Genomic DNA, 21,920 nt, shown 5'->3' on the forward strand with positions numbered 1-21,920 from the left:
AATGTGATTTTACACAAATTTTTCTTTTATTTTTTTCAATTTATGATATAATGAAGTGTCACAAATTAGAGGGAAGTGGAATTTTGAAAAGAGAAGATGTAAGAAACGTAGCAATTATTGCCCATGTTGACCATGGTAAGACAACTTTGGTAGATGGGTTATTGAAAACAAGTGGTATTTTTAGAGAAAATCAAGACGTACAAGATCGTGTAATGGATAGTAATGATATAGAACGTGAAAGAGGAATTACTATTCTTTCTAAAAACACTGCAATTGACTACAAAAATCATAAAATTAATATTATAGATACTCCGGGTCATGCTGACTTCGGAGGAGAAGTAGAACGTGTATTGAAAATGACGAGTGGAGTGGTGTTGGTAGTAGATGCTTTTGAAGGGCCTATGCCACAAACAAAATTTGTATTAAAAAAAGCTTTTGAATTAAATTTACCTACAATTATTTGTATCAATAAAATTGACAGAAAAGAAGCTAGGGTAGATGAAGTAGTAGATGAAATTTTGGATTTATTTATTCAATTAGATGCAGATGAATCTTATTTGGATTCTCCATTTGTATTTGCTTCTGCAAGGGAAGGATTTGCAACTGACGATTTGGAGGAAAGACCAAAAGATATGACTGCATTATTGGACAAAATCATAGACTACATTCCAGCTCCAGAAGGAGAAGAAGATGCACCATTTAAGCTTTTGATTTCTACAACTGATTTTAGCGATTACGTTGGTAGAATTGGAATTGGTAAGATTGAACAAGGTAAAGTAAAAGTTAATGATAGCTGTGTTATAGTAAATTACAATAATCCAGATAAGAAAAAGAAGATTAAAGTAACTAAGATTTACGAATTCGATGGATTAAACAGAGTCGAAGTTAATGAATCTAAATTCGGTTCTATCGTAGCCTTAACTGGTGTAGAGGGAATAGAAATTGGAGACACATTAGCAAATGAAGAAGATTGTGAACCTATTGAATTTGTAAGCATTTCAAGTCCTACGTTGGCGATGAATTTCTCAGTTAACAATTCTCCATTCGCTGGCAGAGATGGAAAGTTTGTAACAAGTAGACAAGTTCGTGCTAGATTGTACAAAGAATTAGAAACGGATGTAAGTCTAAAAGTTGAAGATACTGATTCTACAGATACTTTTAGAGTAAGTGGTAGGGGAGAACTTCACTTATCTGTTTTAATAGAAAATATGAGGCGTGAAGGATTTGAATTCCAAGTTTCCAAACCAGAAGTTTTATTCAAAAAAGACGAAAATGGAAAAGTTCTTGAACCAATTGAAATAGTTACAATTGATGTTGAAGAAGGATTTGTCGGTACTGTAATCGAAAAATTGGGAACAAGAAAAGGTGAGTTGCAAGATATTTCAAATACTTCTAGTGGATATACAAGGCTTACTTTTGAAATTCCTTCTAGAGGTCTTATTGGATACCGTCAAGAGTTTTTGAGCGATACAAAGGGTAATGGAGTTATAAACACAGAACTTAAAGGATATGAGCCTTATAAAGGCGAAATTCCAAAACGTCAATTAGGTTCATTGATTTCATTTGATACAGGAGTTGCTACAGCTTATGGACTAAATGCAGCACAAGACAGGGGAATTTTATTCGTACAACCTCAAGATGAAGTATATGAAGGAATGGTTGTAGGGTCTAATGCAAAAGGATTAGACATTGAAGTAAATATATGTAAGAAAAAAGCGCAAACAAATATCAGATCTTCTGCAGCAGATGAAGCATTAAAACTATCTCCTCCAAAAATCATGAGTTTAGAAGAAATGATGGAATTTGTTGAAGAAGATGAATTAATTGAAATTACTCCTCATCATTTGAGATTGAGAAAGAAGATTTTGGATACTCAATTAAGGTACAAATCAAAAAAATATAATAAATAATTTTAGCGGGAATTTATCAGTTGATAAGTTCCCTTTTTTTAATTTAAAATTTTTAAAATAAAATTAACAATAAAATTGAATTGTCGAGAATAAACACTAACATTAATGGGTATATAATGTATATAAAAATATAAAGTATCATAATTTTTCTATTTAATTAGTATAGGGATATATATTAGAAGTTTAATTAAAAAAAACATTTGCTTTAGTTAGAAAAAGCGTGTATACTTAAATTATCAAATGCATTATATTATATTTTATTAATGGGTAAAGGTTACCTAAAAAAATTTTAAGGAGTAAAACTATGGCTGAAATTAATATCAAGGATAACACATTAAATGAGTTTTTCGATGCAATTATGATGTTAAACGGAAAAGAGGAGTTACAACGTTTTTTTGAAGACGTTTGCACAATGAGAGAGTTACATTCAATTTCACAAAGATTAGAAGTAGCAAAATTACTCAAAATAAGAAAAACTTATAGCGAAATTGAAAAAGATACTGGCGCGTCTACTGCGACCATTAGTAGAGTGAATAGATCTTTACAAAACGGTGCTCAAGGTTATGAACTTGTACTAGATACTTTAATAGCAAGAAATTTGGAAGAAAAAAGAAAAAGAAAACAAAAATAACTTTTTATCCGCAAACTTTATTTTGCGGATATTTTACTATGACATAACATTTTGGGTATATAGTAAATAAGAGGTGATTTAATGAAAATTACATTTTTAGGAGCTGCACAAGAGGTAACAGGATCTTGTTATCTTGTGGAGACTGAAAAACACAAATTTATGGTTGACTGCGGATTGTTCCAAGGAAGTAAAGAGTTAGAACAAAAAAACCATGATGAAATAGACTTTAATGAAGTGGAATTTATGCTTTTGACTCATGCACATATTGATCATACGGGAAGAATTCCTCTTTTATATAAAAATGGATTCAGAAAACCAATTTATTGCACAAAAGCTACAAAAGATTTGGCAGAAATAATGTTAATGGATAGTGCGAAGATTCAAGAGAGTGATGTAGAATGGGAAAATAGAAAAAGACAAAGATCTGGGAAAACACTTCTGACTCCTTTATACACCACGATTGATGCAATGAGTTGTATTTCATTGTTTAAAGGACGTTTCTATGATGAGGTTGTAAAAATAAACGAAGACATAAGAGTTGTGTTCAGAGATGCCGGTCACATGCTTGGCTCATCAAGTCTTGAAATATTTATCATTGAAAATGGCAAAACTACTAAAATTATATTCTCTGGAGATATAGGAACTTCAAATAATCCGATTTTAAACAATCCAGAAATTTTATCTGGCTGCGATTATTTAGTTATGGAATCCACTTACGGTAATAGAATTCACGAACCTTACAAAGAAAGTGTACATTCTTTAATAGAGATAATTGAAAAAGTATCATCAAGAGGTGGAACTGTAATTATTCCTAGTTTTGCAGTTGGAAGAACTCAAGAAATCATTTATGAACTAAACAGTTATTATGATTATCAAATAAAAAATCATTATGAGAAGAAAGTCCCAGTATACGTAGATAGTCCTATGGCTCTCGAAGCGACAAAAGCATTTATGAAAAATACCGATTTGTTTAATCAAAAAGCTAAGGATTATATTTCAAGTGGAGATAATGTATTCGAATTCGAAAACTTACATTACGTTAAAAATGTAGACGAATCAAAAATGCTTAATAGCGTAAAATTCCCTAGGGTAATTATTTCTTCTAGCGGAATGGCTACAGCTGGACGTGTTCGTCACCATTTGAAACACAACTTGTGGGATGAAAAAAACGCAGTTGTTTTTGTTGGATATCAAGCGCAAGGATCACTTGGAAGAATTTTATTAGATGGTATAGATGAAGTTAAACTTTTTGGCGAAACAATAAAAGTCAACGCTGAAATATATAATTTGGGCGGATTTTCAGGTCATGCCGATCAAAACAATCTTATGGATTTTGTAGACAATATGAAAGTAAAGCCTAAGAAAATCTTCATAACACATGGTGAAAATGAAGGAGCAGAAACTTTATCTAATTTGTTAAAAGAAAAGTATAATGTTGAGGCTGTTATCCCAAAAATTTATTCAACAGAAGAATTTGAAGCGGGAAATTACAATATAGAACAAGAAATATCTACAAACCGAGAAAATAATGATTTGTATGCCGAATTAGAAAAGATAAAGAAAAAAATCGATCGATTGTATGAAAATAAAGAATTATTCGACCATAATAATATGGATTCTGAAGAATATAATCAACTTAACAATCAAATTTTAGATTTGAAGAATAAAATCATGACAATAAACATGATAACTGGAGAATAAGTCTATATAAAAGGCTAATTAAATAGCTGGGAGAAAATATGGAAAAATATTTTTATCAGGGAAATAATGAAACGGATGTATATTTGTTTCATGAAGGAAACAATAATAATTTGTACAAATTTTTAGGATCTCATATTTACTCAGATGGATTTGGAACCTACACCAGATTTTTGGTGTGGGCTCCTAATGCTAAGCACGTAAATTTAGTTGGAGATTTCAATGATTGGGACGATTATTCACTTCCGCTTCAAAAATTACACGACGAACAAATCTGGGAGATTTGTATTAGAGATGTTAAAATCTTTGATTCATATAAGTACAGAATAGTAACACAAGATTCAGAAGTTTTATATAAAGCGGATCCATTTGCATTTCATAGCGAATTAAAACCTAAAACAGCAAGCAAGGTTTATGACATTGATGGCTATAAATGGAATGATAAAAAATGGCTCACAAAAAGAGAAAAAACTGATATATTTCACAGTCCTATGAGTATCTACGAAATAAATCTTTCTTCATGGAGAAAACATGATGATAATTACCTGTCCTACTTTCAATTAGCAGATGAACTTGTATCTTATCTCAAAGAAATGAATTACACACATGTTGAATTTATGCCCTTAATGGAACATCCATTTGATGGATCATGGGGATATCAACTCACGGGGTTTTTTGCAGCGACATCTAGATTTGGTTGTCCAAAAGATTTGATGTATTTGATTGACAAATTACACCAGAATGATATTGGAGTTATCATGGATTGGGTGCCGGCTCATTTTTGTAGAGATGATTTTGGACTTAGAAAATTTGACGGAAGTAATTTATTCGAAAAATCTGACCAATACTTAGCTGATAATGATCAATGGGGAACGTTGAACTTTGACTTTTCAAAAAAAGAAGTGGTAAATTTTCTTATATCTTCTGCATTATTTTGGCTCAAATACTATCATTTGGATGGAATAAGGGTTGATGCAGTTGCTTATATGATTTATTTGAACTTTGCTGGAAAAGATATCAAAAACGAAGATGGCGGCTATGAGAACAAGGAAGCTATCGAATTTATTAAAAAATTAAATCAAACAATCAAACAAGAATTTTCAAGTGCTTTTGTCATTGCAGAAGAATCAACTTCATGGCCAAATGTTACGAAACCTGTAGAAGAAAATGGACTTGGTTTTGATTTTAAGTGGAATATGGGTTGGATGAATGACATAATCAAATACATGAAGATGGATCCAATCTTCAGGAAAGACCATCATAATTTATTAACTTTTTCGATAATGTATGCCTTTAATGAAAATTACATTCTACCATTTAGTCACGACGAAGTAGTTCATATGAAAAACTCAATGATTGGTAAAATGCCTGGAACTTACGATGAAAAATTCGATCAAATAAGACTTTTGTATTCGTTTATGTTTGCTCATCCAGGTAAGAAACTTTTATTTATGGGTAATGATATAGGACAATTTGATGAATGGAATGAATACAAAGACATCACATGGGAAGTTTTGGAATACGAGAAACATCAACAATTAAAACATTTCATGAAAGATTTGAATAAATTTTATATAGATAATGATGAGTTTTATGATTTGGATACTAGCTATTCAGGTTTTCAATGGGAAGATGTGAACAATGCAAATGAATCTTTGATTATTTTCGAGAGAATAAATTCTAAAAACGAAAAAATTATTTGTATTTTTAATTTCACACCTGTAAAAAGAGAGAAATATCCTGTAGGTGTCGATTATTATGCGCTTTATTCAGTTGTACTTAACTCTTCAATGAAAAAATATGGTGGTAATTTGCTAAGGAATAAACCTTATTATTCCAAAAATAACGGACACAACGACAGAAAATTTTCTATCAAAGTTGATATAGAACCATTTTCTGCGATGTTTATAAAATTAAATAAACTTAGAAATATCAATAAGAAATAGGAGGACGTATGAAGGCGCGAAATAGAGTTGTCGCTATGCTCTTAGCGGGAGGACAAGGTTCAAGACTAAAAGCATTGACAAAAAATGTTGCAAAACCAGCAGTGTCATTTGGTGGGAAATATAAAATAATTGATTTTGCTTTGAGTAATGCTGCAAATTCAGATATAAGAGATGTAGGTATTTTAACACAATACAAACCATTCAAATTAAATTCACATTTAGGAAATGGATCCAGCTGGGACTTATCCAGAAATTCTGGCGGTTTAAGAATTTTATCTCCATTTGCCACAGAAAGTGGTGGTAATTGGTATGAAGGTACAGCCAATTCTATTTACGAAAATATGAATTACTTGGATGAATTAGATGCAGAATATGTTGTGATTTTATCTGGTGATCATATTTACAAAATGGATTACAATAAAATTTTAAAATATCACAAGGATAAGAATAGCGAACTTACAATTGCAGTAATGGAAGTAGATTGGAGTGAAGCTAGTAGATTCGGTATTATGAATACTGATGAAGACGGAAAAATTGTTGAATTTGAAGAAAAACCAAAAAATCCAAAAAGTAATTTGGCTTCTATGGGAATATATATTTTCAATTGGCATACTTTAAAAAATTATTTGATTGAAGACAATGAAGATAAGAATTCCAAACACGATTTTGGAATGAATATAATTCCTAATATTATAAATGATGGACTAAATGTTTTTGCTTGGAAATTTGATGGCTACTGGAAAGATGTGGGAACTGTAAGAAGTTATTGGCAGGCCAATTTGGATTTATTAAATCCTGATAATAGACTTGACTTGTACGATACTAATTGGAGAATTTACACAAAAAACAGAAATCTTCCCCCTCATTATGTTGATGAAGTTGCAGAGGTCAAAAAATCTTTAATTAATGAAAATTGTTTGATTTACGGAAATGTGAACAATTCCGTTTTGTTTTCTTCGATAACTGTAGAAAAGAACGCAGAAGTTCATGATTCTGTTATTTTAAGCGATACCGTTATCAAAAAAGGGGCAAAACTTTACAATTGTGTAGTTGCAGAGTCTATGACTATTGAAGAAAATCAAGTAATTGGTGAAAAAAACTCCGACAAAATCTTCTTGGTTAGCGAAGATGGAATTGAAGAGTGTTAGGAGGAATTTATGCAAAATTGTATCGGAATTATATACGGCGGAAAAAGTAGACAAGATTTTGGTTATTTAACAGATTCTAGACCAGAATATATGCTTCCTTATGGAGCAAGATATAGAATTATAGATATTGCATTGAGTAACTTTGCAAACAATGAATTTTCAAATGTTGTTTTGTATGGTGGCAAAATTATGAGGTCAACTCTTGATCACTTGGGAAATGGTGAAAGTTACGAATTGAACAGAAGACGAAATGGACTTGTTATATTTCCTCCAACTTTTGAAAATGCAGGTAAGGAAATTGTAGCTTATAATGAAACTAAAGATTTTTATTTGAAATCAAAAGAAGATGAGTTGTACTTCTACGATCCAATGGTTATTTTTAGAGAAGATTTTTCGGCTTCTCATGATAGATTTATAAAAGAAGATTTGGACATATTATTGTTCTGCAAAAAGATGGACAATGCAACGGGATTATTCATCGGTGAGACTAGATTAAACTTGGATGATGAAGGCAATTTAATCAGCATAGGAACGAATCAAGGAGTCGATGATGAATTTAATTTGATGACTAACATTGGTTACATGAAAAAAGAAGTCTTTTTGAATTTGATTCACGATGCAGCTAAAAATTCTAATTCTAATGAATTAATTGATGTTATTATTTCCAATTTGGATAAATTAAAAATCGGTGTGTACATGATTGACGGATATGTTGAGGTAATCAGAAATTTGACTCAATTTTACGATGCGAATTTAAAATTATTGAATGCCGATATTTACAATAATGTATTTTTCAAAAATGGATTGTTGTTAACAAAATCAAAAGACGAGCCGTCAGCATTGTATGGTGATTCTGCTTGTGTGAAAAATTCATTGATAGCAAACGGAGTCAAAATAGATGGTAAAGTAGAAAACTCAATTATTTTTAGAGGCGTAGAAATTCAAGAGGGTTCTGTTATCAAAAATTCCGTTATTTTCGAGAGAACTGTTATAGAAAAAAATGCAGTAGTTGTAAATACTATTACTGATAAAGGAGTTTTGATAAAAGAAAATGTAACTGCGGTTGGCAATCCAAATTATCCATACGAATTAAAAAAGAATGCAATACTAGAAGATAAATAGGGGAATGTAAATGAAGATATTATATTGTGCAGCAGAGGCTGATCCGTTTATAAAAACTGGTGGACTTGCAGATGTAGCAGGTACACTTCCACTTGAGATGAAAAAGCAAGGTCATGATGTAAAAGTGGTCATCCCTTTGTACAAATTGATAAATGAGGAATACAGAAAAAAATTTGAATTTGAAGGAAGCTTTTATGTAGATTTAGATTTTAAACATCATTATGTTGGTGTGTTCAAATACATTCATAGAGGCGTGGAATTTTATTTTTTAGATAATGAAGATTATTTTAACAGAGATAATGTGTATGGAGAAAATGACGATTGTGAAAGATTCGTATTTTTCTCTAAAGCTTGTGTTCAATTGTTAAGATATATCGATTTTGATTGTGACATTATCCATTCCAATGATTGGCACACAGCAATGGTAAATGTTTATGCTAGAGATTTTGCTAAAGGAGATCCGTTCTATGAGTCAATCAAAACTGTTTTTACAATTCACAACCTAAAATATCAAGGTGTATTCAGTTCAAATTCACTTAGACAAACAGATTTATCACCTATGTATTTTTCTGAAGATGCATTGAAATTTTACGATGCAATTAACTTTATGAAAGGTGCGATAGTTTTTAGCGATAAAGTTACAACTGTTTCTAAAACTTATGCCGATGAGATAAAATACTCATTTTTTGGAGAGGGTTTGGATGGTGTTATCAGACAATATCACTACAAAATATCTGGAATTACAAATGGAATTGATACAACTATTTGGAACCCAGAAAAAGACAAATATTTATTTAAAAATTACTCACTGAAAAATATCAAAGATAAATCCGTGAACAAAAAAGCATTACAAAGAATGTACGGTTTGGAAGAAAAAGATGTGCCTATATTCGCCATGGTTACTAGATTAGTTGAAAATAAGGGGCTTGAACTTGTAAGATACATTATGGATGAGTTTTTGACGACGGAAGATGTACAAGTGATAATTTTGGGTACAGGCGATTATTCTTATGAAGAAATGTTCAAATATTATGAGTGGAAATTCCCAGATAAATTAAAAGCAAATATTTATTATAATAATGAAGAATCACACAAGATTTATGCAGGAGCAGATTTCTTGATGATGCCATCAATATTTGAACCTTGCGGAATATCTCAATTAATTGCTATGAGGTATGGGACAATACCAGTAGTGCGTGAAACTGGAGGATTGAGGGATACTGTTCAATCATTTAACGAATTTAGCAAAGAAGGAAATGGATTCTCCTTTACAAATATCAACGCGCATGACTTCTTGTACACACTGAGACGTGCAATATCTTTTTATTACAATGATGATTTCAAAATAATTCAAGAAAATGCTATGAAGTCAAAAAATGATTGGGAAAAATCTGCAAAAGAATACATCCAACTTTATGAGGAGATCATTAAATGATTGATATTTCCGAAGATCGATTAAGAAAGTTATTGCAGATAAAATTATCGTATAACTCATTAGTCGATCTTCAAGATGCGGATGTCTATGAAATTAGAATAGCATTAAATGAAGTAATTAAAGAAATTATTTCTGAACAATACACAAATATAACTACTAACAAATCTTCTAGAACATATATAGTGTCGTTTGAACTAATGGTAGAAAATTTGTTTGAAGATTATATTGAAAAACTCAATTTAAAAACTCCATTACAAAAAATATTACAAGAAAAATATGAAGATATTGTAAATATGGACAATGATCTGCACTTAGGACAAAGTTATATAGGAAGATTCTCAGTAGATTTGTTTGAGAAACTTTCAAAACAAGGAAAGTTTTGTAAAGTGTATTCTATTTTTTACAAAAATTCACAGTTTAAACAACAAATAGTCGATGAAAATCAAATTGAGACAGTATTTAATAATCAAAAAACAAGCGTCGTTTTTAAAAGATCTAATGAATACGACATAGAATTAGATAATAATAAAATTAAATCACAAATATACGATATTCCTTATATAAATTGGAATACGAATTTTATCAGATTATTTGCACCGAAAGCTAATCCCAATCTTAATTACGAAAATTTTATTCGCGGAAAAATTGAGGAGATTTATTCTGAGGAAAACAAGCTAGACTCAATTTGCCAATTTGTTTACACACCTCAGATTGATGAATTTGGAAAGTATATTAAATTCTTGCAACAAAAATTTCTTGCAGATTCAATAGTGGACGACATATTTAATGACGAAATCAAATTTTTCAAAAATCCAGATAATATCGAAGACCATATTCAAATTAATATCGTTGAAACAAATGTTGCTCTGGTAATAATCGCATTCTTGCAAAAATTATTGGATTTTGGATATGATTTTGAAAAAGCTTTTGAAAAATCTAATAAAATTTTCAAGTATTATAATATTAATCTGCACAGAGAGTCATTTGAATTAATGGATTTGAGATTTTTTTATCAGTTTGATTATATTAAAAATATTATTCATTTGCTAAATGAAAATGCTCAGAAAAATGAGTACGCACAAATTATCAAAGACAATTTTCTAGATTGCTTTAATCTTATTGCTTTCGTAACACATTCTATAATTGTTGGGTCTGATTATCAAAAAAAATATCTATTGAATAGCAAATATGTAGATATCACCAGAAACGTTGAAAGTAAAATTGTGATAGAAACCTATGGGTTTAACGACGATTTATTCTATAAAAGTCTGGAATGTGATAATTTGTATTCTAGCAAACTAAAATATAAGAAAAAACTTGTAGAAAAGTATAGTTTAGAAAATATAAATGATAAGAGCATTTTTAATATGCAATTATCAGATTTCCACGAGGGTAAGAGACAAGCTCTAAATGTCTTTTATATTTTGTATTTGTACTTAAAACTAAAAGATAATGTGAATACGATAATTACTCCTACGACGTTTTTTATTGGAGGGATGAGTTCGTTTGATTATTTGTTTTGCAAAAAAACAATTAGTTTGTGTCTTGGTTTATCTAAGATAATTAATTCGGATAAGCTAATTCAAGAAAAAATAAAATTAGTGTTTGTCGAAAATATTATGCTTGATAAAATGCCAGATTTCGCCAAAGCTTGTGATGTTTTCAATTATATACCATATAAAAACTTCGATATTTCAAACACATATCCTTACGCATTTATGAATAACGGTTCAATTATTTTGACAAGTAATTCTAATGTTTATGAAAATATGAGTCGATTAAAAGATATTGGAGTATTCAAGTTTGATGAAGAAAATTTCGCAAATACAGAATCCAGTTGTATGGATTTTATATTAAAAAATATAGAATTATTAGAAAACAAAAAATTCATAGATGAATTTTATGAGATTTATAATTTGATTCTTAAATACAACGATAGTTTTAATGTGATAAATTCTTTTGATAATTTTGTTAAAGTTAATGAAAAAATTCAAAAATGGTATTTGAATGAAAATTTATGGAATGATTTAATGATTAAAAATATAGAAATATCCAAAAAATTCGGAATTAACTATTTAAAGGATGTTTAGGAGTTATAAATGTATGATTTAGGGTTTAATTATAATAAAGAATATACAGTTTTTAAGATTTATGCTCCGCAAATAACTAGTGTCAAATTATTGTTGTACGAAAATTACGATGATGTCAGATACAACTCCATAGATATGAAAAAAAGTGGTGGATATTTTGAAGTTAAGGTTGAGGGAGATTTGGAAGGAGTTTATTACAAATATCAGCTTGATGAAAAGTTTGAAATTGTAGATCCATTTTGCAAAGCTTCTTCAATCAATAGTCTAAAGTCATGTGTCGTAGATTTGAATTCCACAAATCCAGTAGGGTTCATCGATGAACAATACAAAATAGCAAATAGGAATGAAGCTATAATTTATGAATTGTCGATAAAAGATTATTCTTCAGATATTTCTAGCAAAGTTGATGAAAAGTATCGCGGAAAATTTTTGGGACTGGTAGAAGAAAATCATGTTTCAGGAATAAATCATTTAAAAAATTTGGGCATTACACATGTTCATTTAATGCCTGTATTTGATTTTGTAGGGGTTGATGAGAGAAATTCAGAAAAATTTTCTGAAGATAATTACAATTGGGGTTACAATCCTGAAAATTATAACTGTATTGAAGGTAGCTTTGCTACAGAACCAGAAAATCCAAAGAATCGAATTTTTGAATTGAAAAAAATGATTCAAACTTTACACGCTAATAATATCGGTGTGATTATGGATGTGGTTTATAATCACACTTTTAGAAATAAAGATCATCCATTTAATTTGATTTATCCACAATTTTATAGACGCGATAATAATGGAGATTTTACAAATGGATCTGGTGTTGGTAATGAATTAAACACAGAAGATGAATTTGTGAGAGATTTTATTATTCATAGCTTATTATATTTTCAAAAAGAATTTCACATTGATGGTTTCAGATTTGATTTGATGGCTCTGATAGATTCAGAAACAACTGATAAAATCGTAAGTGAACTTCGAAAAGAAGATGATAATGTAATTATTTACGGAGAGCCATGGATGGCAGATGAATCTCCACTACCAAAAAACAGAAGAACCACTTTTGGTAGTCAAAAAGGAAAAGATTATGCGTTATTCAATCCTTTTTTTAGAAATGCCATTAAAGGTGATAACGATGATATTTCTACAGGTTTTGTTCAAAAAAATGTAGATAAAATTAGTTTGGAAGTAGGAATTTGTGGATCAATTTACTATGACGAAGAAAGACGTGGGTTTTGCAAAAGTTCTAATGAATCTATTAACTATTTTAATTCACACGATAATTTAATACTTCAAGATAAATTACTTAAAACAAATGCAGATATTGTAACATCTACAAAACTTTGTTTTGATTTGATAATGCTAAGTCAAGGGATACCATTTTTCCATTGTGGAAATGAGTTTTTGAGAAGTAAATTGATGCTTAAAAATACTTATAATCTACCTCTTGATATTAATGCAGTGAATTGGAAGTTGAAATATGATAACAATGAAATATATCAATATGTAAAATCGTTAATTGAATTTAGAAAAATACATTCAGAATTTAATCTAAAAGATGAAAATGAGATTAGAAACAAAATCAAATTTTACGATTTAAATGATTTTTGTATTTGTTTTAGTATTAAAAATGATAAAGGATTTTTGCTTGTTTTTATAAATTCAGGAGAAAAATTCGAATTTGATTTGAGCAATTATTTTAAATATTTTGTAAATTGCACGAAGATTTTTGATGAGAAAATAATTGAAACAGAAGTAAGCGGAAATGTAATTTTGATTGGGGAGAGAAAAAGCGGGGTATATTCAATAAGTATGGAGAAATAATGGATACTAGATATGAACTTAAAGATGTAGATAAATTTTTGAGTATAGAAGGTTTCTTTGGTGGAGATCAACAATGGTTTGAAGATGTTTTGCATTCAAACTATCTTACTAAAAAAGGTTGTTCAGTAATTGCCATCACAAATTTTCTTATCTACATTGCAAATACAAAAAAAGAATATGCTAAGTTAGTTCCAGAAAATTTTATCGGCAGTCCGATAAATAAGACTGATTATATAAAATTTGCTGACAAGTTATCTACATTTGTTAAACCTAAACTATATGGCGTTCCATTTTTATTTCCAATGAACAGTGCTATTCGAAAGTACGCTAAGAAAAACGGAGCGAACCTTGTTGTACAAAACTACAATTTTACTTGGAATATCAGAAATATAGTGACATATATTATTGGCGCAATCGCAAATGGATATCCAGTTTTGATGTTGACGTTGAATCACAAAAATCCTGATGTTAAATTTCATTGGGTTACGATAACTGCGATTTATTATGATGATAGTTGGAAAATTGAATGCTCAAACTGGGGAACGAAGAGAGTGTATGATTTAGAAAAATGGTTTAAGGAAAAGTCTTTGTATAAAGGTTTAATTTATTATCAATAGGAGGATTTTATGGATTATTTAAAAAAATATAATGAATGGTTAAATGATGAGTGTTATGATCAACAAACCAGAGACGAATTGATGTCAATAAAAGATGATGATGAAGAAATAAAAGATAGATTTTATAAATCATTAGAATTTGGTACTGCAGGTTTGAGAGGAAAAATCGGGGCAGGTACTAATAGAATGAACAAGTACAACATAATGAAAACAACACAAGCACTTGCAGATACTATAAAAAATTACGGCGATGAAGCTTTGAAAAGAGGCGTAAGCATTAGCTACGATGTTAGAAAATTCTCCAAAGAATTTGCAGAAATATCGGCAAACGTATTAGCTTCTAATGGAATAAAAGTTTATTTGTCTGACGATATTAGACCAACACCAATGTTGTCTTATTCAATCAGAAAATTCAATTGTATTTCAGGAATTATGATTACAGCATCTCACAATCCAAAAGAATATAATGGATACAAGGCTTATTGGGAAGAAGGTAGCCAAATTCTTGAAGATAAGGCTAATGAAATTTTGAATAATTTGGACAAAATAGAAAGTTTTACAGAAGTGAAGATTGGAGATTTTGAAAAATTAATATCCGATGGGAAAATAGAATATTTTGGAGAAAATTTGGATAAAGATTATTTTGATGATGTTCTAAGCCTTACAATTAATGACGATAATATTGATAAAAATGTTAAAATCGTATACACTCCTTTAAACGGAACCGGAAATAGATTTGTAAGACATATCCTAGATGTTAGAGGATTCAAAAATGTTTATGTTGTAAAAGAACAAGAAAATCCAGATAGTAACTTCACAACTGTTCCTTATCCAAATCCTGAAAATCCAGAAGCATTTGAATATGCCATTAATTTGGGAAAAGAAGTTGGAGCTGATTTGTTATTGGCAACAGACCCAGACGCAGACAGAACCGCTGTAGAAGTTTTAAGTGATGGAGAATATGTCTTCTTAGATGGTAATAAAATTGGAGCATTATTGACTAATTATATTTTAAGTCAAAGATACGAAAAGCATGATTTGCCAGAAAATCCAGCAGTTGTTAAATCAATTGTAACAGGAGATTTGTCTGCTAAAATTGCAAAAAAATACGGCGTTGAAATGATTGAAACATTAACTGGATTCAAAAATGTTTGTGGAAAAGCAAATGAATACGAAAAAACTGGAGAAAAATCTTGGGTATTCGGATATGAAGAAAGTATTGGTTATTCCTATGGAACATTTGTAAGAGATAAGGATGCTGTAAGCTCTTCAATGATGATTTCAGAAATGTTAGCTTTTTATAAGAAACAAGGAAAGACATTGATTGATGTTTTAAATGATTTGTATGAAGAATTTGGATATCATGAAAATTCACTTTCTTCTGTTGTGTTAGAAGGATTAGATGGTCAAGAAAAAATCGCAAGAATTATGGAAGAATTCAGACATAATCCAATTAATGAAATAGGTTCTACAAAATTAGTTGAAACAAAAGACTACAATGTAAATTATGCGGATTTTGGAACTCCAAGATCAAATGTTTTGAAATATTACTACGACGATGGATCATGGTATGCTTTAAGACCTTCTGGAACTGAACCGAAAATCAAACTATATATTTATTCTGTTGCAGATTCAAAAGAAAAAGCTGAACAAAAAGTTTTGGATATCGAAAAAATAGCAAAAGAAAAAATGATGAATGTTAAATAATTTAAAATATCACTTGCCCTTTCATTCTTGGGTAAGTGATATTTTTTAATTGGCAAATATTGAGATTTTTTGATATTGTATGTATAATATACTATATTAAATTCTAGGAGAGAAAAATGAGAAAACTTGAAGAAAGAATAATGAAAGATGGTCAAGTATTACCAGGAAATATACTTAAAGTAGACAGGTTCATTAATCACATGATTGATCCTGCTCTTTTTGAAGATTTGGCAAATGAATTTTATGAAAAGTATAAGGATAAAAAAATAAACAAAATACTTACGATTGAAGTTAGTGGAATTGCAATTGCGTATGCATGTGGGATTAGATTTAATTGTCCTGTTGTTTTTGCAAAGAAAACAAGTTCAAAAACTTTGGGAGATAATTGTTACAGAACAGAAGTGTTTAGTTTTACTAAAAATAGAAGCTACGAAGTAATGGTTTCAAAAGAGTACTTAGATGAAAATGATCATGTTTTATTAATTGATGATTTCCTTGCAAATGGTAAAGCATTGGAAGGTTTGATTGATATTTGTTCACAAGCGAATGCAACTGTTGAAGGAATTGGAATCTTGATAGAAAAAGTTTTTCAAAAAGGTGGAGACCATTTAAGACAACAAGGTTACACTATAGAATCATTGGCGAGAATTAAAGGATTCACCGACGATTCTGTTATATTTGAGGATTAATTTTGACAAATTGTAACTTTATTATTCATTTTTTAAGTCCAAAATATGATATATTAGATTAGGATAAAATGTGAAAGGATGGGAGCCTATGAAATACATTATTGACATATTGGACGCATTCTTTTCTATACAAATTACTCCAAATTTAAAATTATATAATTTAATTTCTATGTTTTTTAAATATTTGTTTGTAATAATAATTTACTATTTTATTTTCAACATAATCAAGATGATTTATTTGGACATAAAAGGAACAAACAATATGAATTACAGTTCAAATACTTATTTAAAACTAATTAATAGAAAAGAAAATTTGCCTTTTAAAATACAAGAGCATTATTTTATAGGAAGAACTGCTACTATAGGAAGAGACGACAGCAATCAAGTTGCATTAAAGGATAGGTTTATATCGAAGAGACATGCACGTATTTATAAAGAAAAAAATAATTATTATATCGAGGATTTGAATTCTGCTAATGGAACTTTTTTGAATGGACATAAATTGATTAATTCTGCAAGATTGAACGACAAAGATTTGATAGATATCGGGCAAATTGAATTTATGTTTGTAAATGGTGACAAAGATGCAAACTAAACGTAAGAAAAATAGCAGATTTAAAGAATTTATCGATAATTTAAAACCAATGCGTGTAAATAGTAAAATGATAAAGCCAGTTTATTTGATATTACTGTTTAACATATTTGGTTTTTTTCTAGCTTTGGGTTCAAACGAAAAAGGATTAGATTCGAAAGCTTTAGCTTATTTTTTGTTTGCTACAATTTTAATGTTTTTGGCAAATAAATACGTAACGAGAATCACTAAAGGTGATGGATATATATTACAAATCGCTTGTATGCTATTTAGTATTGGTATAATCGTGATTTATAGGCTTAATCCTTATGAAGGATTGAAGCAGATAATGTGGTTTACTATAGGGATATTATTGTTTTTTGGAACATTTTTTATTTTAAAAAGCTACAAAAAGTGGTACAAATTCACAGCACTTTATTTGATAGGTTGTGTTGTGATGTTTCTATTGACATTACTTCTTGCTGAAGATAAATACGGAGCTAGAAACTGGATTAGCATATTTGGAGTTGGATTCCAACCATCTGAAATTACAAAAATTTTGTATGTATTTTTCTTAGCTAGTTATGACTATAACACTGATTTGTTAGATAAGATAAATATAAAGTCTGCGCAAAAATACAAAAAATATCTACCTATAATCAAAAGATATTTCTTGATGATTGTTGTGTATCTGTTTATTGGGATGTTTTTCTTGCAAAAAGATTTGGGAACTGCAATGATTTTTTACGGGTTATTTTTAGTTTACCAAATTGTAAATCAAGAAGACATCAGATTAATTTTGTTAAATTTACTCATAGCTATTGCCGGAGCGGTAGCTGCATATATGCTTTTTTCCCATATACGAATAAGAGTGTCTACATGGCTTGATCCATGGAAGAATATCGATGGAATAGGATATCAAATCACACAAGCTTTGTTTGCGATTGCGAGTGGAGGATTTTTTGGAACTGGACTGGGACTAGGAAGACCTGATGTAGTTCCTGTAGTCACAAGTGATTTTATTTTCGCAGCGATATGTGAAGAAATGGGGACTTTCACAGGAATGGGTGTAATAATGTTGTTTTTGATTTTGATTTACAGAGGAATGAAAATTTCTTTGTATCAATCAAATAAATTTTACAAGATTGTGGCGCTTGGAATTTCTGTTATTTTTGCAATTCAAGGTCTTGTTATGTTTGGCGGTGTTATGAAGTTGGTTCCTTTGACAGGAATTACGATACCATTTGTAAGTTACGGTGGTACTTCAATGGCGATGTCATTTATTTGCCTTGCTATTTTACAATTCTGTTCAACTGATCAAGGAGAGGAAGATATTTATGCAAAATAAAATGAACAAAAGAATTATTGTGGTTTTATCTTTCTTGATGACTATATTTGTATTGTTGGTTTTGTATTTGACTTATTTCCAAATAGTAAAAGCTGATAAAATTGCAAACAATGAATACAACAAAAGATTGTGGGTAGATGAAGATAAGGTTGAACGTGGAACAATCTACGATAGAGATAAAAATGTTTTGGTAGAAACTAAGAAAGATTCATCTGGGAAAAATTATAGATTTTTTGATTATGCCGATATTTATGGAAATATAACTGGATACAATTCAAAAACCTACGGTACAGCTGGTCTTGAAAAATCATACATGAAAGAACTATTAAACATTAACAAAGACACGCCTTTATCACAATTGAGAAATATCGTAAGCTCAAACAATAAAGGTAACGATCTTGTTTTGACCACAAATTCCACTCTACAAAAACTTGCATACAATTTATTAGACGGCAAAAAAGGTTCAATCGTAATGATGAATCCGACAACTGGTGAAGTTTATGTAATGGCAACTTTTCCTTCATATAATCCAAACGAAGTTTCATCACAATGGCAAGAACTTTTAAATAGGGAGACATCTCCACTATTAAATCGTGCAACACAAGGAATGTATACTCCGGGATCGGTTTTTAAAATAATTACTGGTAATGCAATATTAGAAAATGAAGACAAAGTTGACAAAGTTGTAGAAGATAATACTGGTACAATTGAGTTTAACAAGTACACTATTTCCAATAATAATGGCGCTGTTTTTGGAGAGACGGATTTGAGAAAAGCTCTTGAAAAATCATCTAATGTTTATTTTGCATCGCAGGGTGTAAAATTGGGTAACAAAATTTTAGAAGATAATGCTTCAAAATTTATGATTGGCAAGAAAATTCCTTTTGATTTGCCAGTAGCAGTAAGCGTTAATGGATATTCTAAAACAAAGAGTAATGCAGATATTGCAACAACAAGTTTTGGTCAAGGAGAAACTTTGGTAACTCCATTGAATATGGCGATGGCAATGAGCGCTGTAGCAAATGATGGGCAAATGTTAAAACCTTATTTGGTTAGTCAAATAATAGACTCAGAAGGCAAAGTAATTAAAGAAACTAAGCCTGAATTATTATCTGAAGTTGGCAATAAGAAGAATATGGAAACATTGAAAGACTATTTGAGATCTACTGCAGAAAGTTACGATACACTTAATGTTAGTACATCTGTAATCGCGAAATCAGGTACGGCAGAAATTAAAGATAAAACAAGTACACACGCTTGGTTTGTCGCTGCAGCACCAGCAAAAAAACCAAAATTTGCGATAGCTGTTATTTTGGAAGATGATAACTCTTATGGTGTAAAAACTGCAGGACCTATAGCTTCAAAAATGCTCAACGCAGCAATTAATGAATTAGGATTAGAAAAATAAAACAAAACATGGATAGCTTTGATGATTCATTGCGATCCATGTTTTTTTATTACTTATAAGAATTTGTCTTTGATATTTAACCAATACCAGTCTTTTAAGAAAACTAATTTATTGATATACTGATCTGAATAAGTGAAGTTTACATAATCTACATTGTCATAACTTCTATTCAATCCATCGGCTAAAACGATGGAGCTTTTTCTGTCGAAATTGTGATCTCTAAAATACAATGTAACGTTACTTTTTGATGGAACAACGAGGGAATTTAAAAGAGAACGGTATGCTTTTGAATTAATTGGGGCAAGAGGCGTTACTTGAAAACCATCAAGCCCGTGATACAATACCGATCCACCTGCTGAGAAGTTATACGCAGTCGATCCAGAAGGAGTGGATACTATTATTCCATCTCCTGCAAAGGACTCCAAGTGGTTATCATCAATGTATACATCCAAATACACAATCGATGAGTCATCGGTTTTTACTACAAATTCGTTCAGCGCTTTGTGCGTATAAGTTTTGCTACTATTTCTGATTGCAGTTTTAGATTCTAGTAGAGAAATTTTTTCAATTCCGTAATTTTCGTTAATTAAATCTGAAATGAATTTGTCGATATTTGGGATTAGAATTTCTTGATAAAAGCCTAAGTGACCGGTGTTTATTCCAACAAAAGGAATAGTTGAAAATTCGTATTTGTGAACTGCTCTTAAGAATGCTCCATCTCCACCGATACAAAGATTAATCAGCGCATTCTCATCAAAATCGAATGTAGGTTTGAATCCTTTTTGTTCTAATTTTTCCTTTACAATTAAAGCTGTTTCAAGTGATTTTTGGTTATCGTTTACATATATATTTATAATTTTGCTGTTTTTGTTCATTTATACTAAAAGCTCCTAATATTTGATATAATTTTATTATACCAAATAACTGGAGATTTAAACAATGAAACAAATTAGTTTTGATGTAGATAAAAAAATAAGATTAGATGAGTTTTTGAAATCAAATCACATTTCCAAAAATTTATTTCTCAGTATTTACAAAGATGATATTTTTATAAATGAGAAACATGCAAAGAGAAATTCTAAATTAAAACCAGGTGACAAAGTAACCATCAATCTTAGAGATGAAGAGAATAATTACAAACCAATAAATTTATACATTGAAGTTTTGTATGAAGATGATGATATTTTTGTATTAAATAAACCTGACAAACTTACAATGAATACACACGGAGAAGAAAGCTTAGCGAATTTTGTGTCTTATTTATTTGAGCAAAGAAATATTAATCAAAAAGTTAGATTTATCAATAGATTGGATCAAGATACATCAGGTGTTGTAATGGTTGCTAAGAATAAAATAGCTCAAGCTTATTATCAAAAAACTTCGTTTGAGAAAAAATACTTGGCAATCGTAAAAGGAAATCCTAAAAATCAAAAGATAGAATTAAATTTAAAACGCGATGGAATTAAAACTGAGGTTGATGAAAATGGTAAAAATAGTGTAACTATTTTACAAAATCTTAAAAATTATGGAGATTATTCATTGGTTAGTTTAAAGCTTTTGACAGGTAGAACTCATCAAATAAGAGTAAGTATGGAATATATTAATTGTCCAATAGTCGCAGATAGTTTGTACGGAGAAAAAATAGAAGGATTTTCTCAAATGCTACATGCAAATGAAATAGAATTTGTTGATATGAAAAGAAATAGGCATATTATTACGACAGAAATTCCACAAAGATTTAATAAATTTTTGAATAATTAATCTTACTTGAAAACACTTTTA

At 29.9% G+C, this 21,920-nt stretch carries 17 protein-coding genes; 16 read left to right on the top strand and 1 reads right to left on the bottom strand.

What is annotated here, in order from left to right:
* The first annotated feature begins 50 nt into the window (after positions 1–50).
* The 15 genes from typA (at position 51) to ACU68U_RS01385 (ending at position 20,138) form a co-directional block, all read left to right on the top strand.
* Positions 51–1,910, top strand: a complete 1,860-nt coding sequence (typA, locus tag ACU68U_RS01315) for a translational GTPase TypA (RefSeq protein ID WP_094207352.1) — start codon at positions 51–53, stop codon at positions 1,908–1,910.
* Positions 1,911–2,214: 304 nt separating this feature from the next.
* Complete coding sequence (locus ACU68U_RS01320) at positions 2,215–2,541, top strand: YerC/YecD family TrpR-related protein (protein WP_094207313.1); 327 nt, start codon at positions 2,215–2,217, stop codon at positions 2,539–2,541.
* Positions 2,542–2,622: 81 nt separating this feature from the next.
* Positions 2,623–4,242 (top strand): MBL fold metallo-hydrolase RNA specificity domain-containing protein, encoded by a 1,620-nt coding sequence (locus tag ACU68U_RS01325; protein WP_094207312.1) that lies wholly within the window; start codon positions 2,623–2,625, stop codon positions 4,240–4,242.
* 38 nt (positions 4,243–4,280) lie between these two features.
* Complete coding sequence (gene glgB, locus ACU68U_RS01330) at positions 4,281–6,185, top strand: 1,4-alpha-glucan branching protein GlgB (protein ID WP_154271808.1); 1,905 nt, start codon at positions 4,281–4,283, stop codon at positions 6,183–6,185.
* Between the two features lie 8 nt (positions 6,186–6,193).
* A complete protein-coding gene (locus tag ACU68U_RS01335) occupies positions 6,194–7,333 on the top strand; it encodes a glucose-1-phosphate adenylyltransferase (RefSeq protein ID WP_154271809.1) in 1,140 nt (379 codons plus the stop codon).
* A 9-nt stretch (positions 7,334–7,342) separates the two neighbouring features.
* Positions 7,343–8,455 (top strand): glucose-1-phosphate adenylyltransferase subunit GlgD, encoded by a 1,113-nt coding sequence (gene glgD / locus ACU68U_RS01340; protein ID WP_274983306.1) that lies wholly within the window; start codon positions 7,343–7,345, stop codon positions 8,453–8,455.
* 10 nt (positions 8,456–8,465) lie between these two features.
* The gene (gene glgA, locus ACU68U_RS01345; RefSeq protein ID WP_094207308.1) at positions 8,466–9,890 is read left to right on the top strand and encodes a glycogen synthase GlgA; all 1,425 of its coding nucleotides are present in this window, start codon (positions 8,466–8,468) and stop codon (positions 9,888–9,890) included.
* On the top strand, positions 9,887–11,980 hold the full coding sequence (locus ACU68U_RS01350; RefSeq protein ID WP_154271811.1) for a glycogen/starch/alpha-glucan phosphorylase: 2,094 nt from the start codon (positions 9,887–9,889) through the stop codon (positions 11,978–11,980). The genes glgA and ACU68U_RS01350 overlap by 4 nt, the downstream gene beginning before the upstream one ends.
* 9 nt (positions 11,981–11,989) lie before the next feature.
* Positions 11,990–13,798, top strand: coding sequence for a type I pullulanase (pulA, locus tag ACU68U_RS01355; RefSeq protein ID WP_446762569.1), 1,809 nt, complete (start codon positions 11,990–11,992; stop codon positions 13,796–13,798).
* Entirely contained in the window at positions 13,798–14,415 is a 618-nt protein-coding gene (locus tag ACU68U_RS01360; RefSeq protein WP_446762570.1) for a hypothetical protein, read from the top strand. Before pulA ends, ACU68U_RS01360 begins: the two co-directional genes overlap by 1 nt.
* A 9-nt stretch (positions 14,416–14,424) precedes the next feature.
* Complete coding sequence (locus ACU68U_RS01365) at positions 14,425–16,122, top strand: phospho-sugar mutase (RefSeq protein ID WP_446762571.1); 1,698 nt, start codon at positions 14,425–14,427, stop codon at positions 16,120–16,122.
* Positions 16,123–16,238: 116 nt separating this feature from the next.
* Entirely contained in the window at positions 16,239–16,811 is a 573-nt protein-coding gene (locus ACU68U_RS01370) for a xanthine phosphoribosyltransferase (protein WP_110058050.1), read from the top strand.
* A gap of 88 nt (positions 16,812–16,899) precedes the next feature.
* On the top strand, positions 16,900–17,406 hold the full coding sequence (locus ACU68U_RS01375; protein WP_094205909.1) for an FHA domain-containing protein: 507 nt from the start codon (positions 16,900–16,902) through the stop codon (positions 17,404–17,406).
* A complete protein-coding gene (locus ACU68U_RS01380; protein WP_446762572.1) occupies positions 17,396–18,730 on the top strand; it encodes an FtsW/RodA/SpoVE family cell cycle protein in 1,335 nt (444 codons plus the stop codon). The genes ACU68U_RS01375 and ACU68U_RS01380 overlap by 11 nt, the downstream gene beginning before the upstream one ends.
* A complete protein-coding gene (locus tag ACU68U_RS01385; protein WP_094207302.1) occupies positions 18,720–20,138 on the top strand; it encodes a peptidoglycan D,D-transpeptidase FtsI family protein in 1,419 nt (472 codons plus the stop codon). The genes ACU68U_RS01380 and ACU68U_RS01385 overlap by 11 nt, the downstream gene beginning before the upstream one ends.
* Before the next feature lie 53 nt (positions 20,139–20,191).
* Here the strand turns inward: ACU68U_RS01385 and ACU68U_RS01390 are convergent, their stop codons facing one another.
* On the bottom strand, positions 20,192–21,013 hold the full coding sequence (locus ACU68U_RS01390; RefSeq protein ID WP_094207301.1) for an NAD(+)/NADH kinase: 822 nt from the start codon (positions 21,011–21,013) through the stop codon (positions 20,192–20,194).
* Positions 21,014–21,077: 64 nt separating this feature from the next.
* Between ACU68U_RS01390 and ACU68U_RS01395 the strand changes: the two genes are divergently transcribed.
* Complete coding sequence (locus ACU68U_RS01395; protein WP_094207300.1) at positions 21,078–21,899, top strand: RluA family pseudouridine synthase; 822 nt, start codon at positions 21,078–21,080, stop codon at positions 21,897–21,899.
* Positions 21,900–21,920 lie beyond the last annotated feature (21 nt).

Source organism: Finegoldia sp. P3-F-LR, from assembly GCF_052932165.1.

Excerpts from the sequence above, each read along its gene's own strand:
- typA (WP_094207352.1), top strand. The coding sequence starts at position 51 with ATGAAGTGTCACAAATTAGAGGGAAGTGGAATTTTGAAAAGAGAAGAT.
- ACU68U_RS01320 (WP_094207313.1), top strand. The coding sequence starts at position 2,215 with ATGGCTGAAATTAATATCAAGGATAACACATTAAATGAGTTTTTCGAT.
- ACU68U_RS01325 (WP_094207312.1), top strand. The coding sequence starts at position 2,623 with ATGAAAATTACATTTTTAGGAGCTGCACAAGAGGTAACAGGATCTTGT.
- glgB (WP_154271808.1), top strand. The coding sequence starts at position 4,281 with ATGGAAAAATATTTTTATCAGGGAAATAATGAAACGGATGTATATTTG.
- ACU68U_RS01335 (WP_154271809.1), top strand. The coding sequence starts at position 6,194 with ATGAAGGCGCGAAATAGAGTTGTCGCTATGCTCTTAGCGGGAGGACAA.
- glgD (WP_274983306.1), top strand. The coding sequence starts at position 7,343 with ATGCAAAATTGTATCGGAATTATATACGGCGGAAAAAGTAGACAAGAT.
- glgA (WP_094207308.1), top strand. The coding sequence starts at position 8,466 with ATGAAGATATTATATTGTGCAGCAGAGGCTGATCCGTTTATAAAAACT.
- ACU68U_RS01350 (WP_154271811.1), top strand. The coding sequence starts at position 9,887 with ATGATTGATATTTCCGAAGATCGATTAAGAAAGTTATTGCAGATAAAA.
- pulA (WP_446762569.1), top strand. The coding sequence starts at position 11,990 with ATGTATGATTTAGGGTTTAATTATAATAAAGAATATACAGTTTTTAAG.
- ACU68U_RS01360 (WP_446762570.1), top strand. The coding sequence starts at position 13,798 with ATGGATACTAGATATGAACTTAAAGATGTAGATAAATTTTTGAGTATA.
- ACU68U_RS01365 (WP_446762571.1), top strand. The coding sequence starts at position 14,425 with ATGGATTATTTAAAAAAATATAATGAATGGTTAAATGATGAGTGTTAT.
- ACU68U_RS01370 (WP_110058050.1), top strand. The coding sequence starts at position 16,239 with ATGAGAAAACTTGAAGAAAGAATAATGAAAGATGGTCAAGTATTACCA.
- ACU68U_RS01375 (WP_094205909.1), top strand. The coding sequence starts at position 16,900 with ATGAAATACATTATTGACATATTGGACGCATTCTTTTCTATACAAATT.
- ACU68U_RS01380 (WP_446762572.1), top strand. The coding sequence starts at position 17,396 with ATGCAAACTAAACGTAAGAAAAATAGCAGATTTAAAGAATTTATCGAT.
- ACU68U_RS01385 (WP_094207302.1), top strand. The coding sequence starts at position 18,720 with ATGCAAAATAAAATGAACAAAAGAATTATTGTGGTTTTATCTTTCTTG.
- ACU68U_RS01390 (WP_094207301.1), bottom strand. The coding sequence starts at position 21,013 with ATGAACAAAAACAGCAAAATTATAAATATATATGTAAACGATAACCAA.
- ACU68U_RS01395 (WP_094207300.1), top strand. The coding sequence starts at position 21,078 with ATGAAACAAATTAGTTTTGATGTAGATAAAAAAATAAGATTAGATGAG.